Below are 11836 nucleotides of genomic sequence, written 5' to 3'. Positions count from 1 at the left end.
TGCATGATTGTTGCTTATGGACCTGCACATGCATTTGCTTAAACGTTTGATTCACCGCCGCCAGCTTCTGCTGTCAGGACTGGCGCTGGCTGTTTTGTCCCCGCGCGCCGTACAGGCGAAAGAACAGCAGGCTTCGCTCTCTTCCCGTCACTCCTCACCCAGGCCAACCGCCAGTAACGGTAAACGCATTGTGATGATCGATCCGGGGCACGGCGGGATTGATTCGGGTGCGGTGGGCGAAGAAGGCGCGGAAGAGAAACATATTGTCCTGGAAATTGCCAACAACGTCCGTCGTGAGCTGCAGTCTCATCCGCGCATTGAAGTGCGGCTGACGCGCGAAAGCGATCACTTTATTCCCCTTTATCAGCGCGTGGAAATTGCCCATCAGCATGGGGCGAATCTGTTTATGTCCATCCATGCCGACGGCTATACCAGCCCCGATGCCAACGGCGCCTCAGTCTTCGCCCTGTCCAACCGCGGTGCCAGCAGTAGCATGGCGCGTTATCTGTCGAACAGAGAAAACGACGCCGACAAGATCGGTGGCGCAAAGGTGGAAGCGCAGGATCACTATCTGCAGCAGATCCTGTTTGACCTGGTGCAAACGGATACCATTAAGAACAGCCTGACGCTGGGCAAACATGTGCTGGATCAGATTCGTCCGGTGCACCACCTTCACAGTCAGCACACGGAACAGGCCGCTTTTGCCGTATTAAAATCGCCGTCGATTCCCTCGGTACTGGTGGAAACCTCGTTTATCACCAATCCACGGGAAGAGCAGCTATTGGGCACCAGCGCGTTTCGTCAAAAAATCGCGTCGGCTATCGCCAAGGGAATAATCAACTACTTTGATGAGTACGATCGCCGAATGTCATAATGAATCAGCTATAATCACGTCCAATTTTTACCAAGAGAAGCTCATCACATGCCAGATATCTCCCGTGTAAAAACGTTCCTGTTGGATTTGCAGGATGAGATTTGTCGCAAGCTGACCGCCGAAGACGGCGGTGCCCATTTTATTGAAGACAGCTGGCAGCGCCCCGGCGGCGGCGGCGGACGAAGCCGCGTGCTGCGTGATGGCGCCGTCTTTGAACAGGCCGGTGTCAACTTTTCGCACGTTCATGGCGACCAGATGCCCGCGTCCGCTACCGCGCATCGGCCTGAACTGGCCGGGTGCAGTTTTGAAGCCATGGGCGTGTCGCTGGTGATTCATCCGCACAATCCCTATGTGCCAACCAGCCATGCCAACGTCCGTTTCTTTATTGCCGAAAAACCGGGTGCCGAGCCTGTCTGGTGGTTTGGCGGCGGCTTCGATATGACACCGTTTTACGGTTTCGAAGAGGATGCGCTGCACTGGCATCAGACGGCATTTGATCTCTGCCAGCCTTTTGGCGAGGACGTGTATCCGCGCTTTAAAAAGTGGTGCGACGACTATTTCTACCTGAAACACCGTGACGAGCAGCGCGGGATTGGTGGCCTGTTCTTCGATGATGTTCATCTGCCAGGCTTTGAAAAAAGCTTCGCGCTGATTCAGGCGGTGGGCCGGGGATTCCTGGATGCCTATCAGCCCATCGTGGCGCGCCGCAAGTCGTTGCCGTTTGGCGAACGTGAACGTCAGTTTCAGCTTTATCGTCGTGGTCGTTACGTGGAATTTAATCTGGTGTGGGATCGCGGCACGCTGTTTGGCCTGCAAACCGGAGGCAGAACGGAATCAATTCTGATGTCTCTGCCGCCTCTGGTACGCTGGGAATATGATTATCATCCTGAGCCGGATTCGCCAGAGGCCGCGCTCTACCGCGATTTTCTGCCGGTCAAAAACTGGCTTAACCTGCCCGAGTGACGTTCGTCTTCCTGCCCCGCGTAACGGGCAGGAAGACAACGTTTACAGCGCTTTCATGCGCGAAGGTGAAAATCGGGGCTGCATGCGGCCCCGTTGTATTACAGCGGCTGGGTTTGTGCCTCAACCACGGCCAGCGCCACCATATTAACGATGCGCCGCACGGAGGCGATACGGGTAAGAACGTGTACCGGTTTGGTCATTCCCATCAGGACCGGCCCCACCGTCACGCCGTCAGCGTGCGAGACGCGCAGCAGGTTGTAGCTGATTCGTGCCGCCTCAACATTGGGCATAATCAACAGGTTGGCGCTGCCTTTCAGCGGGCTGTCGGGCATGATCTCCCGACGAATGCTCTCTACCAGTGCCGCATCGCCGTGCATCTCGCCGTCAATTTCCAGTTCAGGTGCGCGCTGCTGCACCAGCGCCAGTACGTCACGCATTTTTCGAGCGCCAGGGGAATTTGAGGTGCCAAAGCTGGAGTGCGACAGCAGGGCAACCCGCGGTTCAATACCAAATCGCCGCACGGTTTCGGCTGCCATTAACGTGATGTCCGCTAACTGCTCGGGTGTGGGATCTTCATTTACGTAGGTATCCGCGATAAAGGTGTTGCCGTGCGGCAGCAGCAAGGCATTCATGGCCCCTGCCACTTTCACATCGGAACGCAGGCCCAGCACTTTCTCCACAATCTCGTAGTGCTCGTTGTAATCCCCAATAGTGCCGCAGATGAGCGCATCCGCTTCACCGCGATAGACCATGATGGCCCCAATGAGCGTCGGATTTCCGATCACCGCGCGCTGTGCCTGCTCGGGCGTTACGCCGCGCCGCTTCATCATCTGGTAATACTCGTTCCAGTATGCTTTAAAACGGGGATCGGATTCGTTGTTGACGATTTCGAAATCCTTTCCGGCTTCGATCTTCAGCCCCTGCTTTTCAATGCGCATCGCGATGACGTTCGGGCGGCCGATCAAAACAGGCTTTGCCAGCCCCAACGACACTAATTCCTGCGTCGCATGCAGCACCCGCACCTCTTCTCCCTCTGCCAGCACCACCCGCTTCGGCGCTTTGCGCGCCTGAGAGAAAATTGGTTTCATAAACAGATTGGTTTTATAGACGAATTCCGTGAGCTGTTCGCGATAGGCGTCGAAGTCGCTAATGGGCCGGGTAGCCACACCGGAATCCATCGCCGCCTTCGCCACCGCCGGGGCGATCTGCACGATTAACCGGGGATCGAAGGGTTTGGGGATCAGATATTCCGGGCCAAAACTCAGGTCCTGATCGCTATAGGCCGAAGCCACCACATCGCTCTGCTCAGCCTGCGCCAGCTCGGCTATCGCGTGTACCGCCGCCAGCTTCATCTCTTCATTGATGGCCGTTGCGCCAACATCCAGCGCGCCCCGAAAGATAAACGGAAAACACAGGACGTTATTCACCTGATTAGGGTAGTCAGAACGGCCGGTGCAGATAATGGCGTCGGGCCGCACGGCCTTAGCGAGCGGCGGCAGAATTTCTGGCTGCGGATTCGCCAGCGCCAGAATCAGCGGATCGCTGGCCATGGTTTTGACCATGTCAGGCGTCAGGACGTCCGGGCCAGAGCAGCCCAGAAAAATGTCGGCGCCCTCAATAACCTCGGCCAGCGTACGTTTTCCCTGATCTTCAACCGCATAGTCGGCCTTGGTCTCCGCCATATTGGGCTCGCGCCCACGGTAGATCAGCCCTTTTGAATCGCACACCTGAATATTGTGCTTCTGCAAACCCAACGCAACCAGCAGATTCATGCAGGCAATCGCCGAGGCGCCCGCGCCGGAAACCACCAGCCGCACGTCGGAAATCGCCTTCTTGATAATACGCAACCCGTTTAACACCGCCGCAGTGCAGATAATCGCCGTGCCGTGCTGATCGTCGTGGAACACCGGGATTTTCATGCGTTGCCGTAACTGCTGCTCAATGTAGAAACACTCTGGCGCTTTGATATCTTCCAGGTTGATGCCGCCAAAAGTGGGTTCCAGCGCCGCGACAATCTCAATCAGCTTATCGGGATCGTGCTCATCGACCTCAATATCAAACACGTCAATCCCGGCGAACTTCTTGAACAAAACGCCCTTGCCTTCCATCACCGGCTTACCGGCCAGTGCACCAATGTTGCCCAGGCCCAGCACCGCCGTGCCGTTAGAAATGACCGCCACCAGATTACCGCGTGCGGTGTATTTATGGGCGGCCAGGGGATCGGCGGCAATTTCTAAACAGGGTGCGGCGACGCCGGGTGAATAAGCCAGGGCCAGATCGCGCTGGGTGGCCAGCGGTTTAGTGGGCGAGACCTGAATCTTGCCGGGAGTGGGATACTGGTGAAAATCGAGCGCACTTTGCTTCAGTTGGTCATCCATTTGACATCCTTCTTCGCCAGGTAAGTGAACGCCCAGTATAGAAAGCAGACAACCACAAAGCGGTGAGGCGCTTCAAAGAACCTCATTTCTTAAGGCACAGATTGTTACAGTCTGGTCTGCGTCATTTGTCATGGCTGCTATTCTTAATAACCGGGCAGTCGTTATCCGCAGAAATGTCATCCCGGATGATTGCGCGCTACCCTCATCGCACAACATTCAGAGAAAACGCATTTTCACTGCACCCAGTCTGTTGCAAGGTGGTGAGTCGGCGTTACTGCGACCGGTAATGTCTGCACTGATTAGGGCACGAGGCCAGAGGTGTTCCCTTTCGTTACAACGTTTTTTTTCAAGGAGTGTAGAAATGAACCAGCTTGAAGCCCTTAAACAGTTCACTACCGTGGTGGCTGACAGTGGCGATATCGAATCGATTCGAAATTATCACCCACAAGATGCAACCACCAACCCCTCGCTTATTCTGAAAGCATCTGCTCTCCAGCCTTACAAACACCTGATTGATGACGCCATCGACTATGCGAAAAAGCAGGGCGGCAGCAAAGAGACGCAGATCATCAACGCCAGCGACAAAGTGGCAATCAATCTCGGTATGGAAATCCTGAAAAGCATACCGGGCCGTGTCTCGACCGAAGTGGATGCGCGCCTCTCCTTCGATCGTGGCATGTGCGTCACGAAAGCGGAAAAGCTGGTTCGCATGTATGAAGAACACGGTATTGACCGCTCACGCATCCTGATCAAACTGGCTTCGACCTGGGAAGGCATCAAGGCGGCTGAAGAACTGGAAAAAAATGGTATCCAGTGCAACCTGACCCTGCTGTTCTCCTTCGCGCAGGCACGTGCCTGTGCCGAAGCCGGTGTTTACCTGATATCACCTTTTGTGGGCCGTATTTACGACTGGTACAACACCCGCAAACCAATGGATCCGTACCACGTGGATGAAGATCCCGGCGTGAAATCCGTCCGCCGCATTTACGATTACTATAAGAAGCACCGCTATGACACCATCATCATGGGTGCCAGCTTCCGTAAAGTTGAGCAGATACTTGCCCTGGCCGGTTGTGACCGCCTGACGCTTTCGCCTGACCTGCTGGAAGAGTTGCAAAACAGTGACGAGCCCGTAGAGCGCAAGCTCGAACCCTCAACCGAATGTTTCCACCAGCCTTCCCCGCTGTCCGAAGCTGAATTCCGTTGGGAGCATAATCAGGACCCGATGGCGGTAGAGAAACTGGCAGACGGTATTCGCCAGTTCGCCGTTGACCAGCAAAAACTGGAAGATGTGCTGGCGGCGCGCCTGTAGTTTTCCCCCCTCTTTTACCGGGCGGGAGCACTCCCGCCCCGATGCTTAACAAGGGAGACCCTTTATGTCCTCACGCAGAGAGTTGGCGAATGCGATTCGCGCATTAAGTATGGATGCGGTACAAAAAGCAAAATCAGGTCATCCTGGTGCGCCAATGGGCATGGCTGATATCGCTGAAGTCCTGTGGCGCGATTTCCTCAAGCACAACCCAACCAACCCCGCCTGGCTGGATCGCGACCGCTTTATCCTTTCAAATGGCCACGGCTCCATGTTGCTGTACAGCCTGTTGCACCTGACCGGATACGATCTGCCTATTGAAGAGCTGAAAAACTTCCGCCAGCTCCACTCTAAAACGCCGGGCCACCCGGAAATTGGCTATACGCCAGGCGTGGAAACGACCACGGGTCCGCTGGGCCAGGGCCTGGCGAACGCCGTTGGTCTGGCGATTGCTGAGCGCACGCTGGCGGCCCAGTTTAACCGTCCCGATCACGATATCGTCGATCACTTCACCTATGTTTTCATGGGCGACGGTTGTCTGATGGAAGGCATTTCTCATGAAGTCTGCTCGCTGGCCGGTACGCTGGGCCTGGGCAAACTGATTGGCTTCTACGATCACAACGGTATTTCTATTGATGGTGAAACCGAAGGCTGGTTTACCGACGATACGCACAAACGCTTTGAAGCCTATAACTGGCACGTTGTGGGTGAAATCGACGGTCATGACGCCGATGCGGTTAAAGCCGCGATTCAGGAAGCACAGAGCGTCACCGACAAACCGTCACTGATCATCTGCCGTACGGTCATTGGCTTCGGCTCACCGAATAAAGCCGGTAAAGAAGAAGCTCACGGCGCGGCGCTGGGCGAAGAAGAAGTGGCGCTGACCCGCAAGCAACTGGGCTGGAACTACCCGGCGTTTGAGATCCCCAAAGAGATTTACCAGCAGTGGGATGCCAAACAGGCCGGCGCTGAGCGCGAAAAAGCCTGGAACAACAAACTGGCGGCGTATAAGCAGGCTTATCCAGAGCTGGCCGCCGAATACGCGCGCCGCATGGACGGCGGTATGCCGGCAAACTGGGAAGCGGAAACCGCGAAGTTTGTCGCTGAGCTGCAGGCCAATCCGCAAAAAATTGCCAGCCGCAAGGCCTCGCAGAATGCCCTGGAAGCCTATGGCAAACTGCTGCCAGAGTTTCTGGGCGGTTCCGCCGACCTGGCACCGAGCAACCTCACCATCTGGTCTGGCTCAAAATCTATCAAAGACGATCCCGCCGGAAACTATATCCATTACGGCGTGCGTGAATTCGGGATGACGGCGATCGGTAACGGCATTGCCCACCACGGCGGCTTTGTGCCCTATACCGCAACCTTCCTGATGTTCGTTGAGTACGCCCGTAACGCGGCGCGCATGGCGGCACTCATGAAGGCCCGGCAGATTATGGTGTATACCCATGACTCCATTGGCCTGGGCGAGGACGGCCCGACCCACCAGCCGGTTGAGCAAATTGCCAGCCTGCGCGTGACGCCAAACATGAGCGTATGGCGCCCCTGTGACCAGGTGGAGACGGCGATAGCCTGGCAGGCCGCGATTGAGCGCCACCACGGCCCGACAGCGCTGATCCTGTCGCGTCAGAACCTGGCTCAGCCTGAGCGTACCGCAGAGCAGGTGGCTAACATCAAGCGCGGCGGTTATGTGCTGAAGGAGTGCGACGGCACGCCAGACATCATCCTGATTGCGACCGGCTCAGAGGTAGAAATAACTCTGGGTGCCGCGACGAAGCTGACAACTGGCGGTCACAAGGTGCGCGTGGTTTCACTGCCCTCCACTGACCTGTTTGACGCACAGGATGCCGCTTACCGTGAGTCGGTGCTGCCTTCTGCGGTTAAAGCGCGCGTGGCGGTAGAAGCGGGCATCGCCGACTACTGGTATAAATATGTTGGCCTGGACGGTGCCATTGTGGGCATGACAACCTTCGGCGAGTCGGCGCCAGCTGAGAAGCTGTTTGCTGAATTTGGTTTTACGGTGGAAAACATCGTCAGCCATGCAGAAGCACTGCTGAAACCCGCATAACCCACTTGCTGCTGAGCGACCTGCTGCTTCGCGTCAGGTCGCCTGACCAACATGACGTGCCAGCCCTGCGCTGGCACGTCGCTTTTCTGAACACCTGTTTTCGTCTCTCTCAGCCTCTCCCGCTTTCTCAGCCCACTACCAGGGATTCAGGCTATCTCACGCCTGCACCGTTCGGGAGCCATGCTGCTTTGCGAGCGCGTCAGTCGGCGTAACAGGTTTACTTGAGAAAATGGCTCAGTAATAGCAACGAGAGAGAAACGTTAATCGCCCCGCCGATGCGCGTGGCGATCTGCGCAAACGGCATCAGGCCCATGCGGTTACCGGCGGTAAGAATCGCCACATCGCCCGTACCGCCCTGCCCACTCTGGCAGCAGGAAACAATGGCAACATCGATGGGATGCATGCCAATCTTTTTCCCGACAAAGAAGCCCGTTGCAACCAGCGCACTGACCGTGCTGATAATCACCAGCAGGTTGGTGAGCGTAAACGCGGTAACCAGAATATGCCAGGGCGTGATGGCGACACCGACGGCAAACAGAACCGGATAGGTTACCGCCGTGCGGAAGAAGCGATAGACCACCTGAGAACCGGCAATGATACGCGGAGAAACCCCATTCACCAGTTTTACCAGCACGGCCAGAAACAGCATCCCTACCGGCGCAGGCAGCCCTGTCAGCTTCTGCCCTAACATCCCCACCATATAGAGCAGCACCGCCAGCAGCGCCCCGGACGCAATCGCCGTCACGTCAACTTTACCGGAGAAAACGGACTGCAGCGGCTCGGGTTCAACATTGGTCACGTTTGGCATCAGCTGGCCTTCCCCGGTGAGGTGCGGATAACGTTTACCCAGTTGGTTCAGACAGCCGGAGATAATAATGGCGGTCACGCCGCCCAGCATAACCATGGGCAGGATGCGGCCCAGCGCCACGCCCTGATCCATATGGAGCAATGCCGCATAGCCGATGGAGAGCGGAATGGCACCTTCACCGACGCCTCCCGCCATAATGGGCAGAATGATGAAAAAGAAAATCTGGAAGGGTTCCAGCCCCAGCGCTAAACCCACGCCCATGCCGACAACCATCCCCACGATTTCACCACAGAGCATGGGGAAAAAGATGCGCAGAAAGCCCTGGATCAGCACCGTGCGGTTCATGCTCATGATGCTGCCGACAATGATGCAGCAAATGTAAAGATAGAGAATATTGGTCGATTTGTAGAATTGCGTCGTGGACGTTACCACGATGTCGGGAAGCAAACCGTAGTACACCAGCGCAGAAGGAATAAAGGTGGCGCAGATCGCCGCTGCCCCTAAACGGCCCACCACGGGCAGGCGTTTGCCAAACTCTCCGCAGGCAAAGCCAAAAAAGGCCAGCGTGGCGACCATGACCACGATATCGCTTTTTAGCGTTCCACTCAGGCAGTCTACCGCAATGAGCGCACCGGCCAGCACAAACAGCGGCAGAGGAATAATCCCGACTTTCCAGTTATCCATAATATGCCACCACTGCTCTTTCAGGGTTTTCCTGCGCGGTGAACGGGTCAGCGTGTCAGACAGAAAAGAATTATCAGGTGAGCTCATTATTATCCTCTTTGCGTCATCGTTTTTTTTCAGGATGCCGGGAAAAAAGGCGGAATTACGTGAACAAGAAGGTATCTGGCATAAAGTTTTAATGGTGTTATTTCCAGAGCGTGATCCGTATCGTGATAATCGCCGTGGTGTTTATGGTTTTTATTCACCGCTACCGTTATTCGCCCTTCCAGGGGGCTTTTTTAGCGTAGGCATTCGATAAAAATTACTACTTATCAGACAATTAAACCGATGTAGTTCCTATTGTTAAAAAGATGATACATTGAAGTTATTATTCCAAAATACGTGTGACAGTCATGAAGTTGTCATTTCAAACGAAGCTGTTTCTTTCGCTCGTTGTTTTTTCGTCTGTCCTGTTCGTGTTACTGGGAAGCTATTATTACGTCAGCATTACCCGGCAGCTTTATCAGGCGATGAGCATGCGCGCGAAGGTTCAGGCAGACGAGATCGCGCTGATTCCGGAACTGAAAAAAGCGGTGGCGGATCGTGACATCCCGACCATCAATGTGCTCATGAAGGCTATCGCCCGGAAAAGCGATGCCAGTTTTATTGTGATTGGCGATAACCAGGCCCTGCATCTTTTTCACTCGGTGACGGCGGACCGGATTGGCAAACCGCTGGTGGGCGGCGATAACGCAGCGGTGCTGGCAGGGAAAAGTATCACCACCATTCGCACAGGCGGCCTGGGAATGTCACTGCGAAGTAAGGCGCCCATCCTCAACGATCGCGGCCAGGTCGTCGGTATTGTTTCCGTTGGCTACCTCGCCCGCTATCTGGATGCCATCACCTTCAGCAACATGATCAACCTGTTGATCGTAGCGGCGCTGGTGCTTATTGCCCTGTTTATTTTCTCCTGGTTTTTTACCTGTAATATTAAAAAACAGATTTTCTCGCTGGAACCGCGCGAGATCGGCCTGATGGTCCGCCAGCAAAAAGCCATGATGGAATCGATCTATGAAGGCGTCATTGTTATCAATGAACAGCTGCGGATCGAAGTGATTAATCAGGCTGCCCGCAAGCTGCTGGGACTGTCCCAGTCCGCCGAGGCGCTGCGCGGCGAGTCTGTCAGCCAGATCGTCTCCCCCGTGCCCTTTTTATCGCAGCCCGTGATGCTGGAAAAAGATACCCACGATGAGATTTGCCAATTTAACGCGCTGACCGTCATCGCCAGCCGGGTGCGTATCATGCTGGAGGACGCGCTAATGGGATGGGTGATCACCTTTCGCGATTTTAACGACATCGATTCCCTCAGCGCCCAACTCAGCCAGGTGAAACGTTATGTCGATAACCTGCGCATCATGCGTCATGAACAGCTTAACCGCATGAACACGCTTTCCGGGCTGTTGCACATGGGGCGTTTTGACGAAGCGATTGGTTATATTGAAGCGCAGTCCGAGCACGAGCAGGAGTTGCTGGACTTTGTTTCGGCACGATTCACTTCGCCTCTGCTGTGCGGCTTATTACTGGGCAAAGCGGCGCGCGCCAGAGAAAAAGGCGTCATTCTCCACTTTGATCCCGCGTGCCTGATGGATAAGCCGTTTCCCGCGCTGACCGATGCCGAACTGATTTCGGTCATTGGCAACCTGCTGGACAACGCCATTGAAGCCACCCAGCGCGCCCCGTTGCCTCATGAACCTGTTGAAGTACTGATTAAACTCGGTACCCGTGAGCTGATCATTGAAGTGGCGGATCGCGGCGTGGGCATTACGCCGGCGATCCGCGAGCGCATGTTTGAACGTGGCATGACGACCAAAACCCGAGGCGATCACGGCATCGGATTGTATTTAACCGAACGCTATATTACCCGTGCAGGGGGAACCATTGAGGTCAGTGACAACGTTCCCCGTGGCGCGGTGTTCTCGCTGTTTATCCCCTGTGCGCAAACCCACAGCTGTCCCGTAACGGAAACGGAGAAAGCCCGCGATGCAACATGATCCTGTTACTGTCCTGATTGTTGAAGATGAGCCTGAACTGGCTCAGCTTCATGCAGAACTGATTGGTAAGCACCCTGAGCTCAGGCTGGTCGGCATAGCCAGCTCCCTGGCAGAAGCCAGACAGCAGCTTGAACTGACCGCGCCACAGTTGGTGCTGCTGGATAACTACCTGCCTGATGGCAAAGGCATCACCCTGATTGGCGATCCGTTGCTGGCCAACGCGAACTGCTCCATTATTTTTATTACGGCGGCCAGTGATATGGATACCTGCAGCCAGGCCATTCGCAACGGCGCCTTTGATTACGTGCTTAAACCGGTATCCTGGAAACGCCTTAACCGCTCGCTTGCCAACTTCATCGCCTTCGCAGATCAGCAGCGCACATGGAAAATTGTCGATCAAAAAAATGTCGATGTGCTGTATCAGTTGCAGGCGAAGAACTATCCGCACGACAACGGCAGCAAAGGCATCGAGGAAAATACCCTGGCCCGGGTTCAGACACTGTTTACGCCTGCCACAACGCGCCTTTTTTCGGTCGATGAGGTGATGACCGAAACCGGGCTCAGTAAAACAACCGCCCGCCGCTACCTGGAGCACTGCGTGGAAACCGGCTTTCTGACGGTCGAAATGCTGTATGGCAAGGTGGGCCATCCCAGGCGCATGTACAAACGCACCTGACCGAACGGGTGTCCCGCGCTCGCCCTGCGCCGGTTCAGTCAGGTGG

Annotated in this window: 8 protein-coding genes; 6 read left to right on the top strand and 2 right to left on the bottom strand. The window is 55.5% G+C overall.

Features of this window, described 5'->3' with window-relative positions; translation table 11 throughout:
* The first annotated feature begins 28 nt into the window (after nucleotides 1–28).
* Together amiA and hemF are read left to right on the top strand one after the other, a co-directional pair.
* On the top strand, nucleotides 29–874 hold the full coding sequence (gene amiA, locus GKC68_RS06660) for an N-acetylmuramoyl-L-alanine amidase AmiA (RefSeq protein ID WP_247103702.1): 846 nt from the start codon (nucleotides 29–31) through the stop codon (nucleotides 872–874).
* 48 nt (nucleotides 875–922) lie between these two features.
* Nucleotides 923–1837 (top strand): oxygen-dependent coproporphyrinogen oxidase, encoded by a 915-nt coding sequence (gene hemF, locus GKC68_RS06655; RefSeq protein WP_028725113.1) that lies wholly within the window; start codon nucleotides 923–925, stop codon nucleotides 1835–1837.
* Between the two features lie 98 nt (nucleotides 1838–1935).
* Here hemF and maeB read toward each other — a convergent pair whose 3' ends face one another.
* Nucleotides 1936–4215 (bottom strand): NADP-dependent oxaloacetate-decarboxylating malate dehydrogenase, encoded by a 2280-nt coding sequence (gene maeB, locus GKC68_RS06650; RefSeq protein WP_028725114.1) that lies wholly within the window; start codon nucleotides 4213–4215, stop codon nucleotides 1936–1938.
* Nucleotides 4216–4576: 361 nt separating this feature from the next.
* On the opposite strand from maeB, the gene tal reads away from it, so the two are divergent.
* Nucleotides 4577–5527 (top strand): transaldolase, encoded by a 951-nt coding sequence (gene tal, locus GKC68_RS06645; RefSeq protein WP_028725115.1) that lies wholly within the window; start codon nucleotides 4577–4579, stop codon nucleotides 5525–5527.
* Nucleotides 5528–5591: 64 nt separating this feature from the next.
* Complete coding sequence (tkt, locus tag GKC68_RS06640; RefSeq protein ID WP_028725116.1) at nucleotides 5592–7592, top strand: transketolase; 2001 nt, start codon at nucleotides 5592–5594, stop codon at nucleotides 7590–7592.
* A 217-nt stretch (nucleotides 7593–7809) separates the two neighbouring features.
* On the opposite strand, the gene GKC68_RS06635 is transcribed toward tkt, so the two are convergent.
* Nucleotides 7810–9171 carry a 2-hydroxycarboxylate transporter family protein gene (locus tag GKC68_RS06635; RefSeq protein ID WP_028725117.1) on the bottom strand — a complete coding sequence of 454 codons (1362 nt, stop codon included), beginning with the start codon at nucleotides 9169–9171 and terminating at the stop codon, nucleotides 7810–7812.
* 305 nt (nucleotides 9172–9476) lie between these two features.
* Here GKC68_RS06635 and GKC68_RS06630 point away from each other — a divergent pair, with 305 nt between their 5' ends.
* Nucleotides 9477–11114, top strand: coding sequence for a sensor histidine kinase (locus GKC68_RS06630; RefSeq protein WP_028725118.1), 1638 nt, complete (start codon nucleotides 9477–9479; stop codon nucleotides 11112–11114).
* Nucleotides 11104–11790 carry a response regulator gene (locus tag GKC68_RS06625; protein WP_013026659.1) on the top strand — a complete coding sequence of 229 codons (687 nt, stop codon included), beginning with the start codon at nucleotides 11104–11106 and terminating at the stop codon, nucleotides 11788–11790. Before GKC68_RS06630 ends, GKC68_RS06625 begins: the two co-directional genes overlap by 11 nt.
* The last annotated feature ends 46 nt before the right edge of the window (nucleotides 11791–11836 follow it).

The sequence above is a fragment of the Pantoea sp. RSPAM1 genome, from assembly GCF_038816185.1.
GTDB lineage: Bacteria > Pseudomonadota > Gammaproteobacteria > Enterobacterales > Enterobacteriaceae > Pantoea > Pantoea ananatis.
Note: the sequence above shows the minus strand (reverse complement) of the source record. Positions and strands in the feature narration are given on the sequence as shown.

What these genes read in the sequence shown, in the direction of transcription:
- amiA (WP_247103702.1), top strand. Translation starts at nt 29, where the DNA reads ATGCATTTGCTTAAACGTTTGATTCACCGCCGCCAGCTTCTGCTGTCA.
- hemF (WP_028725113.1), top strand. Translation starts at nt 923, where the DNA reads ATGCCAGATATCTCCCGTGTAAAAACGTTCCTGTTGGATTTGCAGGAT.
- maeB (WP_028725114.1), bottom strand. Translation starts at nt 4,215, where the DNA reads ATGGATGACCAACTGAAGCAAAGTGCGCTCGATTTTCACCAGTATCCC.
- tal (WP_028725115.1), top strand. Translation starts at nt 4,577, where the DNA reads ATGAACCAGCTTGAAGCCCTTAAACAGTTCACTACCGTGGTGGCTGAC.
- tkt (WP_028725116.1), top strand. Translation starts at nt 5,592, where the DNA reads ATGTCCTCACGCAGAGAGTTGGCGAATGCGATTCGCGCATTAAGTATG.
- GKC68_RS06635 (WP_028725117.1), bottom strand. Translation starts at nt 9,171, where the DNA reads ATGAGCTCACCTGATAATTCTTTTCTGTCTGACACGCTGACCCGTTCA.
- GKC68_RS06630 (WP_028725118.1), top strand. Translation starts at nt 9,477, where the DNA reads ATGAAGTTGTCATTTCAAACGAAGCTGTTTCTTTCGCTCGTTGTTTTT.
- GKC68_RS06625 (WP_013026659.1), top strand. Translation starts at nt 11,104, where the DNA reads ATGCAACATGATCCTGTTACTGTCCTGATTGTTGAAGATGAGCCTGAA.